General features: G+C 48.1%; 14 protein-coding genes. 5 read left to right on the top strand and 9 right to left on the bottom strand.

Annotated elements, in window-relative coordinates; genetic code table 11:
• Positions 1-332 precede the first annotated feature (332 nt).
• On the bottom strand, positions 333-1328 hold the full coding sequence (locus JUJ53_RS19590; RefSeq protein WP_204153728.1) for a cupin-like domain-containing protein: 996 nt from the start codon (positions 1326-1328) through the stop codon (positions 333-335).
• 185 nt (positions 1329-1513) lie between these two features.
• Positions 1514-2188, bottom strand: coding sequence for a response regulator transcription factor (locus tag JUJ53_RS19585; protein ID WP_204153727.1), 675 nt, complete (start codon positions 2186-2188; stop codon positions 1514-1516).
• A gap of 484 nt (positions 2189-2672) precedes the next feature.
• Here JUJ53_RS19585 and JUJ53_RS19580 point away from each other — a divergent pair, with 484 nt between their 5' ends.
• From JUJ53_RS19580 to JUJ53_RS19560, 5 genes are all read left to right on the top strand, one after another.
• The gene (locus JUJ53_RS19580; RefSeq protein ID WP_204153726.1) at positions 2673-4103 is read left to right on the top strand and encodes an ATP-binding protein; all 1431 of its coding nucleotides are present in this window, start codon (positions 2673-2675) and stop codon (positions 4101-4103) included.
• Between the two features lie 333 nt (positions 4104-4436).
• Positions 4437-4868 carry a hypothetical protein gene (locus tag JUJ53_RS19575; protein WP_204153725.1) on the top strand — a complete coding sequence of 144 codons (432 nt, stop codon included), beginning with the start codon at positions 4437-4439 and terminating at the stop codon, positions 4866-4868.
• Between the two features lie 483 nt (positions 4869-5351).
• Positions 5352-6596 (top strand): magnesium/cobalt transporter CorA, encoded by a 1245-nt coding sequence (corA, locus tag JUJ53_RS19570; protein WP_204153724.1) that lies wholly within the window; start codon positions 5352-5354, stop codon positions 6594-6596.
• Between the two features lie 190 nt (positions 6597-6786).
• A complete protein-coding gene (locus tag JUJ53_RS19565; RefSeq protein WP_204153723.1) occupies positions 6787-7458 on the top strand; it encodes a hypothetical protein in 672 nt (223 codons plus the stop codon).
• A 240-nt stretch (positions 7459-7698) separates the two neighbouring features.
• Positions 7699-7977: a hypothetical protein gene (locus JUJ53_RS19560; protein ID WP_204153722.1), complete on the top strand. Its 279-nt coding sequence runs from the start codon at positions 7699-7701 to the stop codon at positions 7975-7977.
• A gap of 266 nt (positions 7978-8243) precedes the next feature.
• On the opposite strand, the gene JUJ53_RS19555 is transcribed toward JUJ53_RS19560, so the two are convergent.
• The 7 genes from JUJ53_RS19555 to JUJ53_RS19525 form a co-directional block, all read right to left on the bottom strand.
• Complete coding sequence (locus JUJ53_RS19555) at positions 8244-10454, bottom strand: hypothetical protein (RefSeq protein ID WP_204153721.1); 2211 nt, start codon at positions 10452-10454, stop codon at positions 8244-8246.
• A gap of 159 nt (positions 10455-10613) precedes the next feature.
• Positions 10614-11360 carry an alpha/beta hydrolase gene (locus tag JUJ53_RS19550; protein WP_239125224.1) on the bottom strand — a complete coding sequence of 249 codons (747 nt, stop codon included), beginning with the start codon at positions 11358-11360 and terminating at the stop codon, positions 10614-10616.
• Between the two features lie 338 nt (positions 11361-11698).
• A complete protein-coding gene (gene fldA / locus JUJ53_RS19545) occupies positions 11699-12211 on the bottom strand; it encodes a flavodoxin FldA (RefSeq protein WP_204153719.1) in 513 nt (170 codons plus the stop codon).
• Between the two features lie 107 nt (positions 12212-12318).
• Positions 12319-13347 carry a chlorophyll a/b binding light-harvesting protein gene (locus JUJ53_RS19540; protein ID WP_204153718.1) on the bottom strand — a complete coding sequence of 343 codons (1029 nt, stop codon included), beginning with the start codon at positions 13345-13347 and terminating at the stop codon, positions 12319-12321.
• A 622-nt stretch (positions 13348-13969) separates the two neighbouring features.
• Positions 13970-14497: a hypothetical protein gene (locus tag JUJ53_RS19535; RefSeq protein ID WP_204153717.1), complete on the bottom strand. Its 528-nt coding sequence runs from the start codon at positions 14495-14497 to the stop codon at positions 13970-13972.
• Between the two features lie 29 nt (positions 14498-14526).
• Positions 14527-17649 carry a hybrid sensor histidine kinase/response regulator gene (locus JUJ53_RS19530; protein WP_204153716.1) on the bottom strand — a complete coding sequence of 1041 codons (3123 nt, stop codon included), beginning with the start codon at positions 17647-17649 and terminating at the stop codon, positions 14527-14529.
• A 272-nt stretch (positions 17650-17921) separates the two neighbouring features.
• A partial coding sequence (locus tag JUJ53_RS19525; protein ID WP_204153715.1) for a methyl-accepting chemotaxis protein occupies positions 17922-19843 on the bottom strand: 1922 nt, incomplete at its 5' end.

The following is a 19843-nucleotide window of genomic DNA, read 5'->3' as shown; positions in this document are numbered from 1 at the left end:
CATCTTGATTGCCTCACCCTGTTCTCGCCTCTGTGCCTAGCCTAGCCAATTGTCTCCTCTTTCTCCAGCTAGTTTTGCCGCCCTAGAAAAAAACAACAGGTATTGTCATCAAATCGCTCACGATGCTGAGCTATAGAGTCTAAAACTATCTGGCTATCCAAGTCTTGACTCGATCTGAGGAAGGAAAGCAGCACGTATCGCCCTGCTATAGATCCAAAGTGATAGTTTGGATTGCTAGCCGTCGGTGCTATAAACCAAGGTGTCGGCTCTCCGATGCTTAAAATGCTCATAACGATTAAGCCTCTCAGTCAGCGATCGCCTCATCCTAGTCTCTACAGTCGTTGGAATAACTTACGCAGCTCTTGTTCAACATCACTCTTAAAGACTGATGTTGCTAAACTCCAGGCGATATGGGGGGCAGCACAGAAACTACCAAGATGGGCTCGCCACTTGTTCCAGGACGTCAAAGCTCGCGAGGGAGGCAGCACATTCCAAAAGCGATTCACAGAACATACCATTTCATCTCCCAGAGAGGATACTTCATGCCACCAACCTGCTGGTAGAAATAAGACATCTCCAGGATTTAAAACTACCTCTTGTCGGAACATCTCCGCCTTCCGAAACTTTGGAAATGCTTGATAATCAGGATTATCCGGGTACAGTTGGCTATAGACAGACCGTAGCGTTAGTCCATGGCGAAGTTGTCGGTACAGCGGAACTGGATAGAGATTATAGGTTTGGGAAGGGGGAAACAAGATCACCCGTTTTGCGCCATGCATTTGCATCAGCAGTCCATCCATAGGATCATAGTGAAGACAGGATGTATGGCCGCCTGGCCCTATCCACACATTCAAGGAAGTAGCTGGCAGCTTTTCAAAACCTAGATGCTGTTCAACCTGCTTGGGGCCTGTTTCCTCCTCAAGGGAAGTATTTCGTACAGAGCATCGTGCTAGATAAAGATCCTGATCTCGGGCTTCACCGGATTTGAGCAAGGCAGCGTAGTTTGAAAATGAAAGACTGATCGCCTTCACGCCGCTACCCGTACTGGTCCACTGACGCTTATCCTGCTGATAACGCGATCGCCCATAGTGACGCACGGGGAAAGCTTGGTCTCCTAGCTTCTGCGTTAGGTAGTCTAAATCCCAGTCAGGTTGATCGTCTAGCAAGCCGCTGATGACGACAGGTCTACCTGGCTTGCGGTATTGCTGATAAAAACCTTGCTCGGAAAGCGATCGCCCGATGACTCGGTCGACAGCAAACTTAGATGGAACGCGATGAGATGAGAAAGTATCTCTATCAACCTGGTGCTGAGACTGTTTGACTACCATAAGTATTGAAATTTACGTCCAGACCTGAACCCAAACTACTATGGAAGCTTCAGGTTGCCGGCACTTTTTTGCATGTCCAGGATAATCATTAAGTGGGAGAAATTGAGGAGGTATTTGGGAGGTTTTCGGGAGGTTTTTACTTCAATATAATTTCAGCATGAATAGGTAACGGCCTATCCCTTGGATTAGAGTTGTTTTAGGCGATAACCTAAACCATGAACGGTTTCAATAAAATCTTCAGGGGCTCCAGCAGCACGCAGCTTTTGGCGCAGTGTTTTGATATGAAACTTGACAGCTTCTTCGGTCGGAGAATCGTCCAAGCTCCACAAGCGTTCAATAATGCCAGGACGGCTCATAACGCGGCGGCCATTAGCCACCAATAGCTCCAGCAGGGCATATTCCTTAGGCGTTAGGCTCACCGATTCATGGGCGTAGGCAACTTCATAGGTGACAGGATTAAGATAAAGCTGTCCCCAAACAATGCTGGAATGGGGAGCTACGCTGCCTCTCCGGAGCAAGGCACGAATTCTAGCCATCAGTTCATCTAAATCAAAGGGCTTAACCATATAATCATCAGCCCCAGCATCCAGCCCCAGAATTTTGTCGCCAATTGTATCGCGAGCTGTCAACATTAGGATGGGAACCGTCATGTTGCGATCGCGGATTTTTTGGCAAAATCGAATGCCATCTAACTTGGGCAACGTAATATCTAACAAAATGAGATCGTAGCTGAGGGTTTCACACCAATCCCAGGCCGCTTCTCCATCACCAGCTACATCTACTGTGTACTGACGGTTTGTGAGTGCCTCTGTCAGCATATCAGCTAGTTGTACATCGTCCTCGACGACTAAAATACGCATGGAAGTAGTTCGCTCACTCTAAAACATACTATAGTTAGAGGGGTGTCATCTGCCATCGAGCGGGCGTTAAAATGTTTGTCCTATACTAGCTAGCCAATGGATAACCGCATCATAACTGGACTATTAAAACACTAAAGCGTCTGGCGAAAACACCCTGCCAACACCGTCTTTCTGAATCTTATAGCAGCATAATGGTGAAATGAACAAGATCATAAATGCTGCTTCTGTCTTGAAACCTTAAGCTTCACAGTCCTGATTGGCCAACCAAGGTGGCGGTATGCCTGATGGCTCTAAGATCCTTGTCTAAAATTATTAACGCACCGTCTTGCAAGATTAAAGTTTGAACTATTGGGGCCTATCAAGTCGAAGATCGGCTTGATGTTAGGTAGGCGTTCACAAAGCGACTATTTTAAGATCATGTTCCTATGCAAGCTACTCAAACATTGATATATATAAGTAACTATGAAGAAACAAAGATAGGTTTATGAAATGGCTGCGCGAAGGTACATGGATCACGAGTGGATTTATTTTAACCCTGATTGTGACTGGAGTGATGAGCTTTACGTCTTATCAAAACTCAGTACAACTTGTAAACAGTGCTAATCAAGTTCGTCAAACGAATGAGATGCTAGATGCTCTCAATGATATCTCTGCACTACTTGCTGATGCAGAGCTTAGACATTGGCGCTACGTTATATTCAATGATGTTCAGGAACTTGAGCAGTATTATAGCGTGATCCAGCGCTTAGATCCAACCCTATATCAGTTAGATATTTATGTGAGCGATACATTGCTTCAGGCTCAGCGTCTGCAGTCTCTTAAAGGCTTAATTGATGAGCGATTGATCATTTTTCAAAGGGCGATCGCTCAATATGGAGGACGCCCAGATAAAATTGTGGCTACAGATTCTTTGATTATTCAAAGCCAGCGCAATCTCCGTGAGATTCAATCTTTAATTGCTGACTTAGAGCATGAAGAAGAGCAGATTATTGCAGCTCAACTTGAGGATGTTCGCACTAATTCTAGAACTCGCATGTTGATTGAGCCGATTGGAGCACTACTAACCTTTAGTATTGTCGTGGGTGTGTTCATTTTGCTCTATCGCCAACTGTCTAAACGACAGCTAGCAGAAGCTATCCAGCAGTCTCTGGCACAGGAGAAAGAGCTTAGCGAACTCAAGCTTCATTTGTTTTCCATGGTGTCCCATGAGTTTCGTACCCCTCTAAGTCTTATTTTAGGATCTTCTCAATTGCTGGAAGAGAGTCTAAAAGACATGGTGGAGCCTGCACGACTCAAAAATCTATATCGAATCCAGACGTCGGCTAAGACGATGACTCAACTGCTCAATGATATTCTAATGCTGGCTAGAGCAGATGCAGGTAAGCTAGAATATAACCCAAAGTGGCTTGAGATTCAAACATTTTGCTTAAACCTAATTGAAGATTTTCAAATTTTCAGTCATGCTAGGCGATCGCTCTCATTTCAGCAGAAGGGCGATCGCACCCATGCTTACCTTGATGAGAAGTTAACGTACTCTATTTTAAGCAATATCCTATCCAATGCAGTTAAGTATTCATCAGACGATAGCACCATTTATTTCACGTTGATCGATGAGCAAGATGCTATTGTTTTTCAGATCCGAGACGAAGGCATTGGCATACCGTCTGCCGATCTGGAAAAAATGTATGAGCCTTTTAATCGAGGCAGCAATACCCGCGAGATACGCGGCACTGGCTTGGGGCTTGCTGTTGTGAGAAAATGCTTAGCTCTCCATCAAGGTGATATTAAGGTGCAAAGTGAGGTTGGGGTTGGCACGAGCTTTACCATCAAGATCCCTCAGGACGTGGGCTGGACGTATCACTTACCTAACGCCCGCTCTAGTGATTATAGCCCTGACACGATTAAATCCAGTTAGTGAAACGAGAAGTTCTAGCTCCCTTTGCCCTAGAGAGAAGGGCTGGAAATGAGGGCAAATTATAGATCGATTCAGCAACGTCGAATGTTGAACTGGTTGAATTTTATGGTGAGTGAAGATGTGGAAGAGGAGTTTATGTCTTTGAAAGAAGCCAGTTGGATGGCACAAGTACATAAGAAATTGGTAAGCGCGATCGCTCATCTCTAACCCTCTCAAAATCTATCCACAAAACTTAGCGCTTCTGCATCCCCTAATTGACACTCCCTAGTTGATATGATTCAAACAGGCGATCGCTGCCCTCTAATCTCATGACTAACATAGGAGACTCAAACAATGTACGGTAGCAAGCAAGGCGACGCGAGAGTTAAGCGGATGTTGGATAGTTTAGACATCCATTATTCCGTGGATCAAGATGGTGATTTTGAAGTAGCCGTTGCGTTTGAGGATGGGCGATCGCAACTGGCGTTTGTGAACTCAGAGACTCAGTTTATTGGTGACTTCGAGATCCGGGAAGTGTGGTCGGTGGGCTATGTGACCCAAGGATTTTTGGATATTGATACGGCCAATACGCTCTTGCTGGAAAATGACTTCATGAAAATTGGGTCGTGGCGGTTAAAGCAGGTTGATGATAATACCTTTGCGGCCGTATATTGCATCCAAATCGCAGCGGATTGTGATCCGCAGTCGTTTGTTAATACATTGAAGTTGGTATTGCGGGTGGCGGATGAGATGGAAGAAAAGTTGACTGGTCGAGATAATCTATGAGCGATCGCTTCCTGCTGACGTTCTATGCTCAGCAATCTTTGCGGCTTACACCCCTCAATATCTAGGGCTAGTATCCTCCTCTTCTTCCTGGGCAACCAAGATCCGCCCTCAGACGTAACTCAAATCGCTGCTTCCATGGTGTCCCTCGTGCGGCATCTTGGTGACTAGGGGCAGACGATCAAGCGATGGTGTTGCAGATACTCGCGATCGCCCTGAACTCACTCAGGGATGCTTAGCTGATGATCCGTTTTGCATCACCAGCGACTTGGTGAATCTTCTGCCCGTAGACGATTTCTGAACAGTCCAGGATGCAAGGGGTGGTTCAGGGCATTCATTCTCATCCAAGTAACACCTTCTAGGCGTCTCTTCACTGACGAGAAACCAATTGAATGGAAACTGCTTAATTTCTAGGGGCGCAGTCATGGCTGTGCCCCTAGACTGTATATAGTGAACTATGCAGTGAAACCTTTGGGAGTTAGAACAATGTCGCGCCGCACACCCAACCCAGGGGCCAACCCATCCTCAACGCCAGACCAAGCCGATCAGTCCTGTACCAATCCAGTTGATGCAGAGACGTTGAGGGCAGCGGCTTCTAACACCCCCCACGCCTCGTCCCACGAGGGTCGAAAGAAACTGATTGACTTTAACTATTCGATCCCCGGTACGCTCCCCGGCGTGCTCAACATTCCGGATGATGCCCTGCCCACCGAACTGTACTTGATAGACTACGACCCAGACGCCGTGCGTACGGCCACCATCGATCACCCAATCGAGTGCGAGGCTTCAGGCAGCCCCGAAAGCATTACCTGGCTCGATGCCCGAGGGCTGGGCAGTGAAGCTACTCTGCTAGAGATCCGTCAGACCTTTGCCCTTCACCCCCTTATGCTCGAAGACATTGTCAATGTGCCCCATCGTCCCAAAATCGATTTTTACGACGACAAGATTTTGATCATCATGCAGATGGTGCAGCCCAAAAAAACCGGCTCTGGGGTAGGCAGTGAGCAGGTAAGCTTTGTCATAGGCAAGGGCTTTCTCGTCACATTCCAGGAAGAACCCGAATGGGACTCATTTGAGCCGGTGCGCGATCGCATTCGCCGGGGTACCGGCTCCATTCGCCGCCAGCAGGCCGACTACCTCGCCTATGCCCTGCTCGACACCATTGTTGACAGCTTTTTTCCGGTGCTAGAGGTGATTGGCGAAACCCTCGAAGAACTCGAAGAAGAAGTGGTTGCCAACCCCACCAATGCCACCATCAAGAAAATCCACCGCATGCGCCGGGGGCTGATGAAGCTGCGTCGCTATATCTGGCCCCAGCGTAGCGTGATCAACAGCCTGATCCGCGACAGCGACGAACTGATCAGCCAAGAGGTGCGCGTCTACCTGCAAGACGTCTACGATCATATTGTGCAGGTGGTAGATATCATCGAAAGCTACCGCGAAATTGCCTCCAGCCTGATGGATGTGTATCTGTCATCGATCAACAACCGCATGAATGAAGTGATGAAGCTGCTGACGGTAATCTCCTCCATCTTCATCCCTCTGACCTTCATCGCTGGAATCTACGGCATGAACTTTGATACCGAGAAGTCACCCTTCAACATGCCCGAACTGGGATGGTACTGGGGCTACGTGATCTGTTTGGCAGTAATGTTGGTGATTGCCGCCCTGCAAATCTACTTCTTCTGGAAACGCGGCTGGTTCGACAATTTTTCGACGACGAGACGCTAGACTATGGGGGCGATAGATCCCCGACTTTTTCAAAAAGTCGGGGATCTGGTCTTTTCGTTTGGGTTACCTTCGCTCTAGCTAGCTAACTAAGCTTCCTATTCCTAGATGTGATTTTTCTCTGAGCAGAGTGTTATTAAAAAGATGCTTAGGGTCATACTAAGACTATCCCGTAAGCTTTAGGGTAAAACCTATGAAACAAGTATTCGCCGTTATCTTAGTTCTCGGTTTGGCAAGCTGTGGCACCCCCACAGACGTTGAAACTCCAACAACCGAAACTTCAGAATCTCAAGAAGGCGTGACATCCGCAGAAATTCCTGAAACAACCGAGCAACAAAATGAGCAGGACAGTGATGCGGCTATTGCCCCAGAAAATGACCCTGAGAAATTAGATATAGTCGGTGATGTCATTGAAACTCCAGAAATGGGTCGTCTTGAACTCATTAAAATTCTTGACGTTAACGAGACATTCACAACTGGGCCATTTACAATCACGATCACAAAAATTGGAGTCACGCAGTTTCAACCCAGTGACGTTGTCAAACCCGCAGTTAATGGACGGGATGAGGTTACGCTTGTCTCAATTGGCATGAAAGTAGAAAACACCTCCCCAGATACGCTCTCCATCTATCCTGACCAGGGTACGATTGTTGTTGGGCAGGAGCAGCAGCAGGCGAACCTTCTATTTTCTGAGCAAGTCGGTGGTAGTTTTATAGGCGAGGTCATTAAAGAGGGAACCGTTGCGTTTGTGATTGATACTTCACCCGAAGATGTTGCAGGTATCAAGTATGTCGTGAGCGCACCCAGCAATGCTCAATTCATGTCAGTTGGTGAAGAGTTAACACTAGAGTTTGAAATTCCCTAAAATCCGTTGACTTAAGATGACTTAGATATTGGCTTACCTCAAACAGTTTCAGACCTTTTCACGGAAGAGAAATCAATTGAATGGAAACTGGAGCGATAGATCCCCGACTTTTTCAAAAAGTCGGGGATCTGGCCTCTTCGGAGGTTTCTTTCTGAAGAGAAACCAATTGCATGAAAACAGGGTGAATACAGCAAAGAAGACTGCGAAATAGAACGATTGAACGAAAAAGCGAGGACGTATATGAACGAATTTACCAGCCCTTTAGCTTCCATCCTGTCTTTATTAGAAGACAAGCCCTATGGCATACTGTTAAAACTAGTTGCAACAATTAGCCATAAGCTACTGTTTAAGATTTTGGGTTGGACTACTTTTCTGTTTGCGAAGCTAAGCGGAAGTTCTGAATCATTTTGGATGCGGCGATACTGCAACTACTTCTTACACTATTTAGACCTTTACGACAAAGCTGTTATGGAGAATAAAGCTGCATCAGCCGCACGGGATGAGGAATCTCTTCACTGAAGAGATTCCTATGGAATTGAAACCCATTTATCAGGTGGTAACTTTATCCTAGGCTAGGTTGAGGCAGCGGTCTAACCACGGTTATGCCCAACTCCTAGGGAGCGATCGCTCCTCATCTACCAAGGTATTTAGCTTATCTAAAAACTTTAGCACAAAAAGCAAGGAAGCGATCGCAGAGTCAACCAGCCTCAAGGCGTTTACCAGAATCTTAACCATAGCCGGGATTTTTCAGAGACTAGCCCCGTCGATCCCGGCCATAGATGATCCTAGTCTTGGTAACACATCAGCCGCTGTTTCAACTGGTCTTGCGCCAAGGGCGATCGCAAAGCCCGAGAAACCTCAACGGCGGTCTCATGTTGCCGTAGTTCCGCATAGCGCACCGCGATGGATTCAATCAGCGTGCCCCTATCCAGCGGATCGCGATAGGGAATCGATCCATCCATCTGTATAGCCGCCGCCCGGTCGGGATTGGTGGCAGCGCTATCTTCATCCATACCATCTAGAGCCGTAGCGATCGCTGTGGCTTGCTCCAAAAGGGCCAGAGCTGGCTCCGGCTGTGCTGCTGCGGTGTAGTAGTCCACCACGGTGAGCCAAGCAACAATTTGCTGGCGATCGTCATCAAGCTGCCCCGCCGTCGATGCTGCTGCCCCATAGTCACCAAGGTTAAGCTGATGGTTGAGAATTTGATACAGCAAGCGATCGCGGCCATAACCAACCTCAACGGCTTGAACCAACTGAACCGCCAATTCATCGTGGTCTGCCCTGAGGTATTGGTCTAGCAGCGCATCCATCGACGACACAACACCATAGCTATCTTGCCCTAGCACCTGAGTTTGCACGGCGATCGCCTCCTCAGGACGATCCAACTTAGCAAACTGCCCCGCAATGGTGATCAGCATCTCCTGTTCGATGGCGGCTTCCAGATCGGTCATAGACTGCAGCGCTTGATTGAGGTGATCCACAGCGGCCTCCGTATTTCCCTCGGCCCCATAGGCCTGGGCGATGGCGATCTGAGCTTGGGTATAGCTTGGAACATAGGGCGTATTCCGCAGATTACCTAACTCTGCCAGAGCCTGATCATACTGCCCCGCCTGGGCATAGGCCGCCACAATCTCCTTCAGGCTAAGATAATAAAGCTGATTTTCCCAGCCTGGGGGTATCACGGCCAGAGCTGCGTAGGCCACATCCATGGCTCCGTGGCGGCTGGCGGCTGGAATCAGGCGCTGGAGCAGATTGGATTTTAGGTTTTCGTCTAGCTGTTGACTGAGTTGGAGGGCCAGGTCGTAATGTTGCTGATCAATATAGGACTGAGCGGCTTGTTCAATCAGGCGATCGCCATCATAAAACGGCGTCATGCCCTGGGCCGTGGTCACCAACTCTGCCAGTAAATCCCGATCGGTGCCGGTGGACGGCTGGCTGGCTTGCAGGGCCGCTAGCTCAGATAAGCTACGAATCTTTGCCTCCGCCGATTGGATCTGATCCACCTGCCGTAGGGCGGCTTCCCATTGCCCCGCCTGACCATAGCCGAGCGCCAAGGGGGCCACTAGGGGCGATCGCTCCTCGGGGGTCAGGGTCTGGAACTGCTGGGCCGCTTGGTCTAGCAGGCGGATAGATTGATCGGCTGAGGGCTGATAGTCGGCCATGGCAATCAAGGTTCTAGCGCGGATGCCATCGTGGCGGATCTCGCCTAGAATCTGCATCGCGGTGGATAGCGCCCCTGAACGAGCATAGGCGATCGCTAGGGTACTGAAAATATCAGACTGATAGGCAAGACGGTCAGATCCAGTGTCGAGAGACATCTGACGGGTCAGAGCCAGAGCTGGATCCAGAAGGGCGATCGCCGTTTCCGATTCTCCTAGCGTTGCATAGGTTTCTGCCATGGGAGCCACGAGCAGACCATAGCCCTCCCCTTGAAGGGACACAAGGGAGAATTGGGCCTCATCTAATTGTGCGCGGGCTTGCTCTGGATAGCCTAGGTCATGATAGATCTGGGCCAGGCGCACTAGGGTAGCCTGACGGCTGTTGATCATGCCATAGGAGTCTCCGTTTAGCGAACGAGCCCCCACGGCGATCGCCTCTAGGAGTGGCAGGAGTGCCTCGGTCTGCTTAGTGGTTTGATAGTAGGTCAGCAGTTGGTCGAGGGTGCTGGGCTGCCCGCCCTCCCGGCCGATTAGGCGAGCCACAAGCTCTGAGCGTAGATTAGGGTTCTCAATCGTGGGAACCAACGTTGCGCCATGGTGCAGCGATCGCGCCGCTAGCTCAAGCTGACCGGTTTGAGCATACAGGTCGCTATTGTAAAGTAAGGTATTCCGCAGCAGGATGTCTAGGTAGTATCCACGCTGTTCCGTACAGTCTTGACGATTCATCGGCACTGGCTCATGAGCCATAGAGCCCTGCAGAGGCAAACCTGGCGTCCAGGCTAAGACGGCTGCAGCGATACCCACTCCCACCCGACGCCAACCTCGATGTTGAACCATAAACAGTCCTTATCAGTGATAAATTATGATACTGAGCTTTAGATTCTACAACGTAGGATGACGTCTTTCCACCCATCTTGTTCCAAGATATAAGTCACCCTATCGGGTGATTTGGTTTCCCCCCAATGGGCGTTGCTATCATAATAGATGTCCAACAGATTAGATACTGACTAGAGCCGTTTGAGGATGGCTAACGTTTTGCCAGAAGTTGAGAATTCGTCGCTGGGTTTGCTCTGGATAGAAATAGTGGAAGAAATATCGTCCGCCGGGGCATCTCCAAATATCTTGGGCTGCAGAAGATGGGTTAGATTGTTCAAGGTGCGATCGCCATCCATTCAGAAGGTTGGGGTCAATGATCACATCATCTTGTGCTCCACAAACCAGCAGAGGCAGAGAAAGTTGCACAGGAGCAATATGGGTACGTTTATAGAGCGTATGGGGTGACAGAGATGTTTGTAAATCTTGGTCTAGGATAGACAAAAATCGTTTGGCAATGGGTCGAGACTGATGACCAAATAAGGTGTAGACCATCTGAGTTAGCAATGTTTCACGGCAGCAGGGAAGCAGATGAAGCTGCACATAATAATGAGCCTGCCAGTCAACTGCTGGATAGGGTGCGACAGAGAGTAAGGTCAGCGATCGCACTCGCTCGGGATGGCGACGAGCATAGAGTAAGCCTACCAGACCACTGGTGCCATGCCCAATGAGATGGAGGGGTTGATTCTGATCCTTGAGATAGTCATGAAGCAAGGCTAGGGCAGTTTCTAAACACATAGGTTCGTCTATCGTCTGATGGTAATGCCATTCAGCGATCGCCATTTGGCGAGATATGGTATTGAGAATAGGGCGATTGAATCCCCGCAGGGCAGGGCTCACACTCAGCCAGAGAGCTTCTGGTTTCTTCATCATGTTAGGTGTTGAACTGTACTGGTCTAGGCTTTGGTTAGGCAGATTGCCTTGTGCGGATGCTTCTATGGCAAGGTGTTGCTGAATACAAGTATGAATTGCTCAATCCGCCCTCCCCCTAGGGAAGGCTAGGGGGAGGGGACAGGAGTTCCAGCTCCCTTCTCCCCAGGGAGAAGGGTTGGGGATGAGGGCAAATTATCTATCCATTCAGCAATGCCTATGGCAATAGTGTGGAATCACTGTGAGATCGTTGTGCAATAGCTGTGAGATCTATCATGGCGTTGGGTTGCGCAATGCTTGACCCAACCCTCATGAGAAACGTGAATGATTCTGTAGCGTTAAATACCAAATACTGATTTAAGCTGAGCACACCAAGTGCTCACTCGCTCTTCCGTTAGATCTGATTGGTTATCATCATCTAGAGCTAATCCCACAAACTTACCATCCTTTTCAGCTCTAGATGCTTGGTGTTCATAACCACTGGTGGGCCAATATCCAACGGTTTTTCCCCCTAGCGACGAAATCTTGTCCTCCAAGATACCCATGGCATCCTGGAAATTATCTGCATAGCCAATCTGATCGCCAGTCCCAAAGTAGGCAACCTGTTTACCCGAGAATTCGATATTATCTAACTCGTCGTAAAATCCTTCCCAGTCGCTTTGTAGCTCGCCAATGTTCCAGGTAGGGCATCCAATAATCAAACAGGTATAATCTGCAAAATCGTCGGGGCTAGCATCACTAATCTCATGGAGATCAACAACGCGATCGCCCCCTAGTGCCTGTTGAATAAGTTCGGCTGCGGACTCCGTATTACCCGTTTGAGTGCCGTAAAATAAACCAATCTTTGCCATAACTTGAATGCCTATTGAATGTCTTCGTCTTGAGAAAAGTGTTCTCCACTCTTGGCAATGCCTGTAGCTCCTAAGAGCTATATCGTTTGGAAGCCTGTAGGTTAACCTTAAACCTCAACTGAGTTGAGCGCTTTTTCTACTCGACGGAAGTCAAATCCCATAGAACGGAGAGCGTGCCACAGATGCCCCTGGAGGAAAAAGAAGGCTAGGAAAAAGTGCGCATTGGCTAGCCAGCATCGAGGGGTATGGGCACCAAGGGGCAGATCCACGGTATCTGCAAAGTAGGGAGCAATACCCAACTTGATGTCTAAGGGTGCTCCGTAGAATTCTGGAGGGTAGGCTAAGGTATTAACCGCACAGAAGTAGGCAGCTACAAAGCCTGCTAGGGCAATACCACCTAGAGAATAGGATAGAATTGCTTCACCGGAAAAGGTAAGCACTCGTTTGGCCCAAGCCATAGGCGGCACCAAAATATGCCAAATACCACCGCCAATCAACAGAAACGCTACATAGATATGCCCACCGACTAAGTCTTCTAGGCTGCTAATGCTAGCAAAATGCGTTTGGTAGCCGTAGATGATCAGTGGATCAAGAGTTGGGGCAGCGATGACTCGAACCGTTTGATGGGTTGCATCATAGAGACCACCCCAGTACATGGCTTTGAAAACCAGCAGTAATGCGCCAGCTCCCAGGAACAACAAATGATGTCCTAAGATGATGCCGAGCTGTTTGGTATCACTCCAGTCAAAATCAAACATTTTTGCGCGACCGGATGCCGTCTCTAAGTCATCAGGAGCTTTAAAGGCGTGAAATAGTGCTCCTGCACCGAGGACAGCCGAGGAAATTAAATGGACTGCTCCTACCACAAAATAGGGATAGGTATCCACAACTTCTCCCCCGTCACCAACACCGAGCCCGAGGGTGGCAAGATGGGGTAGGAGAATTAATCCCTGCTCTCCCATAGGAATGTTGGGATCAAAGCCAGAAATCTCAAACAGGGTGAAGGCTCCTGCCCAGAAAGTGATGAGGGCAGCTTGGGCTACGTGGGCCGCAATAAAGAGCCCTGAGCGATCGGCAAAGCGAGCATTGCCCGCCCACCAATCGTATTGAACCTTAGGATTATCGTAGGTTTGCATCGGTCTATGAACCTGTAGTTATCATTGATCGCATTCAGCTTGTTGAGAACTAAATGCAACAAGCTGTCTCCAATTAGTTTAGATAGATTCTCAATAAAGTCAAATTAAGTTTTGTATCAAAAGTCGTGCTCTACAGCACCTTCTCGACTGCGCTTGACCAGGCTTGATGGGCTATACAAAGGTTTTAACGCCTTTGATGAGAAACCTGAGGCTGGTATGTGAGCACAGTAAAAGCTATCAGGGCATGGCTGAATCGCAACTATCTTGCACTAGTAAATTCTGAGTATGACGCGCACGCCCACACTTTTTTCGGGGTTGCTGAACGAGACGATGAACCTCTAGCGACAGGATCTGAAGCGCCACGCAATAGGTTGTGGAATCATGCCGCTATTTGGCACCGTCATTTTTTCGGGGTTGCTGAACGAGACGATGAACGTCTAGCCGCGGGATCTGACATTCAGCGTTGCTGAGTTGCAAGATGATGGGTGCTAGCGAACCGTGAACCAGACCGTACACTCACCATTCATGCACGCTCAAGGTAGGGCGAGCATTTTGCTCCCATTTTGATGTCACATGTTTATTCAGCAACATCAAAGCCATGAACATTCAACCAGATTTGAGATTACAACAAGGCTTGCAAATCTAACAGGAGGATTAGAGATTGTTCTGCACAAGGCATGAGGACAGCATGGCTAGCAAGGTTGGCTATCTGACTGCGATAGAAAGGTGGCAAAAGCATAATTTCCTGTAAGGGGAGCTTTATGACCTCAGGTGGATGTGACATGGGAATGCCTATTAGCTCACCGTTACGAGTTTGGGCAATCATTACCAATGGATGTACAGAGCCTAGTTTTGGAGATAAGGGGCGATCGCTCTCGGATAGCCCTGGCTGCAGAAGGTGTCTAGATATGTCTATAAACCGGATAGGCTGATTCTCAAATAATAAAATTGGATAAGAGCTGTGACGATGTTCTAGATCAATGGGATTCTGGGAGAGAGCGATCGCCGATCGCTGAACAATTCGTAGAACGGCTGCTAAGGGTAAGGCAAACTGATATCCCTGGTTTTGAAAGACAATGGCTTCACAGCTATCTAGGGGCGTATCTGAAGAAGTAGGAAGTGTTGCTGGCTGGCTAGATGAATCAAGCATACTATACCTGAAGATAATGTGTAAACAATCTAATGGTGAGCGTGACCTAGGGTTTGTTCAATCGTTTGAATGAGCTGGTCTTCTGAGTAGGGTTTGGTCACATAGGCAGATGCTCCCAGACCTAGGGCTAACTGTCGGTGCTTGTCACCGCTGCGCGAGGTTAGCATTACGATGGGAACCTTGGAGAGATTAGGATCTTTTCCTGCGTAGGAAAGCACTTCAAACCCATTCATCCGTGGCATTTCAATGTCACACAAGACAAGGGACACATCTGGATTCATCTGAAGGCGTTCGATAGCATCTTGACCATCTTGCGCCTGAAGGACTCGATACCCCTGTTGTTCCAGCATAAAGGTGAGGCTTTGTCGTAGCGTGATGGAGTCGTCAACGACGAGTAATACCTTAACTGGATTTAACGTCGAGACCAGACTATGGGGAGTTGCAGAGGGAAGTTGCAAAGGAGAGCGATCGCTTGCCAAGGCGGGCGAGGATTGAGAGGTCTGATGTTGTAATAATAAATCAAGATCGATAGCGAAGGAAAGATCGTTATTGCTGAGAATGGCTCCTCCGTAAATATAGGGTGGTGGTGTGATACCAGATAAAGGACGAATGACTAATTCTTGTTCACCTAAGACGCGGTCAACCTGTAGTGCCCACAGTTCTCCTCGTACCTTCAGCACTAAGATAGGATGCAGAGACGCATGGGAAATGTTGACATGCCTAGGGGCATTCGCCAATGAAGGTTGAGAAGAAATATTCCGGCAGTGTAAAACCTTCTGACTGCTCTGAGAATAAGATATAAGACTAGATAGATGGCGTACAGGAATCAATCGCTCTTGTCCTTGGTCAACAAACTTAAACGCTACCTGCCCTGTAAGTGTGGTATGAAAATCATGGGGTTGCGGCAGGATAATACGCTCAATTCGTTGAACAGGAAATGCATAGGAAATAGCGTTGACTTGGCAAACCAACAGTTTAGTAATGGTTAGCGATAAAGGAACTTGAACTACAAATGTGCTACCTTGCCCCGGTACTGAATATAACGCTATCGAGCCATTCATGGCAGCAACCTGAGTGGCAACAATATCTAACCCCATACCACGACCCGATAGCTCATTCACGTGGCTGCGAGTCGAGAACCCTGGCTGGAACAGAAAGTCCATGACGCGATCGCTATCCATGGAGGCGATCGCTGCTGCTGTTGTCAGCCCCAAGTCAACAGCTCGTTGAGCAACCATAGTTAGATCAATCCCACCTCCATCATCTCGTACTTCAATGGTGGTACGATTACCTTGATGATACGCCTCAATGTGAATGTGACCTGTTTCAGATTTATGAAGCGATCGCCGCACTTGGGATGATTCAATCCCGTGATCAAAAGCATTTCTAACTAGATGTAGAAGTGGATCGTAGAGTTTCTCAACGACCGCTTTATCAACTAAAATATCTGTTCCAACTAGGGAAAGGCTAACCGATTTATGATACGTGCCTGATAGTTGGGCTACCACTGGCGGTAAACGATTTAAGACAGTACCGATAGGAATCATGCGGATATCAGTTAGATCATCCCGCACCAAACCGAGAAGGCGCTGTTGAGATTGAGTTGTGCGCTGAGCTTGTTTTGCCGATTGGCTAACGGCTTCTACCATCTGTTCTAGATGCGAAAAATTGGTGAGGGTTGATTGCACTAAGGTATGCAATTCATTGTAGTGATCTAATTCTAATGTATCAAAGTCTGAGGTTAGCGAGACTAGACCAGGGCGGGTGAACTGCTGTTGATTATGCTGCAATGGACTGAGCGATCGCTCTCCAATAGAAGAACGAATGACCAGATGATCTGTCCAATCTTGAATCTGATAAAGACATTGGCGATGCTGCCGTAAATGATCGAGGAGAGCCTGGATCTGGAGACGTAGATAGTCATCTTGATCTGCCTGACGATTTTGATTGATTAATAGCTCACCGGCATAATGATTTAAGCTTTCTAATTGATTAAGCTCCACTCGAATGGATGCATGAATCTTGGGCTTATTAGAAGAAGACTCCGGAAACGTCACCGCTTCAGATGGATCAGGCAGGTGCGAAGGATTTAATTTAGAAGAAGGGATAGGTTGATGATCCTCAACTATAGGAGCGATCGCCTCTAATACCTTAGCAACGGGTAAATTGGATGAATCTACATCTTTTCCCAGAGATGAAAAATTATCTGACTCCACAGATTCATCGAACATAAGGATATCTAGATCAAACTCCGAATCCTCGTCTGAAAACTCCTCCGGCACTTGGGGCTCAACCCCAGTTTCTAACTCATCTATGCACGGTAAATCTAAATCTACGCTAGGTGTAGACAAGTCCGGCACATGGTCTGTATTCATACCTGCTAGATATTGCAATTCTGGAGATGGATAGCCACCCTGAATGCGATCGCCCCCTAAAACTTGCTGTTTGCCTGCTGTAAAGTCTTGAAGGGCTAGGGTAGCGATCGCCATCTCTTGGTCAGGATGGGCAGCTAAGGCAGCTAGCGTAGCTTGAGCGATCGCTCCAAAGCCAGGTAGATTCAACGACTCCGCAAAGCCGAGGAACATTTCAGCCTGGGTTGAGAGAGTTTTGGCAAGAAACGGATCGCCCTGCTGCAAAGCTGTTTGTATTAGGTTAAGACGTTGAGTGACGCCCATTTCAAACATAGACTCAACCATATCAAACCCAAGCTCTGTTGAGGTTGGGATGGCGGCCTCTGGGTTAAACGCATCACCAAACTTATCTTGTAGACGAGCAATGATGTTAGCTGCTCGGTTCATGACGTCAGAATCATCCATAGGCTGTTGGTTCAGAGCAGCAGCTACAGGACGGCGCAGACATTCATATCCATCAAAAAGGAGCGCCTCTACTTCTGCATCAATCTCAATATCTGGATTATAAAAAGCCTTAAAAACATCTTCCAAGACATGGGCAACCTCACGGATCGTACGCTGTCCTACACTGGCGGCAGCTCCTTTTAAGGTATGGGCCGCTCGCATAAGGTTATGAACCTTAACGGTGCTGCGCTCCTGCCGAATACTCAGCAGCTCCTGTTCTATAACCTGAAGAAGATCCTGGGCTTCAGTGATGAAGTAAGCAAAATTTTGATCTTGGAATGCATCAGATGGAGACATAGGATATTAGAGAAAAAGGTTAGAAATAATGATCAAATTCGCTTCAAGATAAACCCATTCAGCAGAAAGCACTATAGATCCATGAGATGGGTTATTGGCAGCATAATGCATCAAGTCCTTATAAGACCGTGCGTTACGGCTATGTCTAACAGAACACGGCACACGGCTTGCTTAGATCCTAAGGGGGCTCCCCTAGTTCTTTTATTCAGGAAAATATAGGAAACTAGGGGAGTGTTGCAGCAAAGTCGAGATAGAATAAGAGCGATCGCTCTTTATTGCACCTTGAACTGACCCACGCTCTTTTGTAAATCCTCTGCTGTAGTGAGGAGTGCTTGGAACGAGGTGGCAATTTGGGTTGAGTTTGTTGACGTTGTATGGGCGATCGCCGCCACATCATTCATAGCTTGCGTCACCGCATCAGACTGTTGAATTTGTGCTTGGGTTGATGATGTAATGCCCTGAATTAGTTCGCGAATCTGAGCTGTAGCCGTTACGATATCGTTGAGGCTTTGGCGTGTTTGGGTAACCAAATGAGTACCCTGCACTACCTGCTGAATTCCCGCATCCATAGCCGTCGATACAGCACTAGTTTCAGCCTGGATTTCCTGCACCAACTTTTCAATCTCTCCAGTCGCCTCAGATGACTGCTGAGCAAGCGATCGCACCTCATCTGCCACCACAGCAAACCCTCGACCATATTCCCCGGCACGGGTGGCTTCAATGGCGGCATTTAGGGCCAAGAGCTGGGTCTGAGTCGTGAAATTACCAATGAGACTGACCACCTTGGAGATCTTCTGTGACGATTCACTTAAGCGCTTAATTTTCTTGGTTGCCTCCGACACGGTTTCTCGAATAGCGAGAATTCCCTCCACGGTGAGGTTCATAGCGCTATCGCCCCGTTCCACCGTTTCGTTAGCCCGCTGCACTGCTGTTTCCACCCGCTGGGCATCCTGCGCAACCGACTGCGTAGCGCTGACCATTGATGCCAACTGCTGGAGCGCTTTTGTGATTTGCTCTAACTCCTGCTGGGTTTGCTGCGTGAGCTGAGCGATCGCTCCTCCACTAGCGTGAGATGTCTCTCCAACCTCACTTGCGGCTGTTTTAACCTGGGTTACTAACTTCCGCAGCGACTGAATGGTGTTGTTGTAGGCATCCGCAATAGTACCGACAGCATCTTCTGTAACTGGAGCCCGTACGGTAAGATCACCTTCTAACGCTGGACGTACAGCCGACAACATCTGTACAATGCGCTGCTGGAGTTGACTGTTCGCAATTTTTTCCTGTTCTGCTAGAGCACTCAGTTGCTGAGCCTGAGCCTGCACCTGTTCAATCACCTCGATCTGAAATAGGGCATTGCCAATTTGTGAACCGACTTGATTGAGCAGGGTCATTTCTGTATCTTCCCACTGCCGCGCATCGCGATTGTGGTAGGCTCCCAAGAGTCCCCACAGTTCATTTCCTTTGAAAATTGGAGCAATCATGTAGGCTTTGGTGCCCCAGCTTTCTAAAAGCTCCACATGACAGTCGGCATGACCGACTGTATAGATATCAGAAACAGCAAGAGACTGATTTTGCTTATAACGACCACCTTGATTCTCTTGGAGGTAAGTATCTTTCACTCGTGCTAATTCGGTATCCACCAGTGGAATCCAATCATAACCAACATCCTCCACGATAAATTCACCGCTCCAGTCGGGTTCAAATCGATAAACACCTACACGGTCAGTTTCTAAGACCTGGCGAACGTCACGGGTGATATAAGCCAGCAGCCCCTTACTATTTAAGTTTTGCTGCTGAATACGCTCAATAAATCGCTGACCGATTTGACCAATAATTCTGGCATATTTTTTCTCTCGCTCGGCTTGTTTGCTTAACTGGAATGACTGTTCTTCTATCTGGCGATTGTACTGAATCTGTTGTAGAGCAACACCTAACTGTATACCTACTTGATTGAGTACCTGCAGCTCCTCCTCTTGCCAATCTCGTCGGCTAGAATTTTGGTAGGCTCCTAACAATCCCCACAATTTATCTTGATAGAAGATAGGAGCAATCATGTAAGCCTTAACCTGAAACTGCTCCAAGATTTCTACATGACAGGGAGAATGTCCGATGGTGTAAATATCATCTACGACAAAGGATTCTTGCTTAGCATAGCGTCCTCCCTGGGTTTCTTGCAGATGAGTATCTTCCCACA

It is taken from the genome of Leptolyngbya sp. CCY15150 (assembly GCF_016888135.1).
In the GTDB taxonomy this organism is placed as follows: domain Bacteria; phylum Cyanobacteriota; class Cyanobacteriia; order RECH01; family RECH01; genus RECH01.
Note: the sequence above shows the minus strand (reverse complement) of the source record. Positions and strands in the feature narration are given on the sequence as shown.

Coding starts and splice junctions, on each gene's coding strand:
- JUJ53_RS19540 (WP_204153718.1), bottom strand. CDS start 13,347: ATGCAAACCTACGATAATCCTAAGGTTCAATACGATTGGTGGGCGGGC.
- corA (WP_204153724.1), top strand. CDS start 5,352: ATGTCGCGCCGCACACCCAACCCAGGGGCCAACCCATCCTCAACGCCA.
- fldA (WP_204153719.1), bottom strand. CDS start 12,211: ATGGCAAAGATTGGTTTATTTTACGGCACTCAAACGGGTAATACGGAG.
- JUJ53_RS19530 (WP_204153716.1), bottom strand. CDS start 17,649: ATGTCTCCATCTGATGCATTCCAAGATCAAAATTTTGCTTACTTCATC.
- JUJ53_RS19550 (WP_239125224.1), bottom strand. CDS start 11,360: ATGAAGAAACCAGAAGCTCTCTGGCTGAGTGTGAGCCCTGCCCTGCGG.
- JUJ53_RS19580 (WP_204153726.1), top strand. CDS start 2,673: ATGAAATGGCTGCGCGAAGGTACATGGATCACGAGTGGATTTATTTTA.
- JUJ53_RS19535 (WP_204153717.1), bottom strand. CDS start 14,497: ATGCTTGATTCATCTAGCCAGCCAGCAACACTTCCTACTTCTTCAGAT.
- JUJ53_RS19560 (WP_204153722.1), top strand. CDS start 7,699: ATGAACGAATTTACCAGCCCTTTAGCTTCCATCCTGTCTTTATTAGAA.
- JUJ53_RS19590 (WP_204153728.1), bottom strand. CDS start 1,328: ATGGTAGTCAAACAGTCTCAGCACCAGGTTGATAGAGATACTTTCTCA.
- JUJ53_RS19585 (WP_204153727.1), bottom strand. CDS start 2,188: ATGCGTATTTTAGTCGTCGAGGACGATGTACAACTAGCTGATATGCTG.
- JUJ53_RS19565 (WP_204153723.1), top strand. CDS start 6,787: ATGAAACAAGTATTCGCCGTTATCTTAGTTCTCGGTTTGGCAAGCTGT.
- JUJ53_RS19555 (WP_204153721.1), bottom strand. CDS start 10,454: ATGGTTCAACATCGAGGTTGGCGTCGGGTGGGAGTGGGTATCGCTGCA.
- JUJ53_RS19575 (WP_204153725.1), top strand. CDS start 4,437: ATGTACGGTAGCAAGCAAGGCGACGCGAGAGTTAAGCGGATGTTGGAT.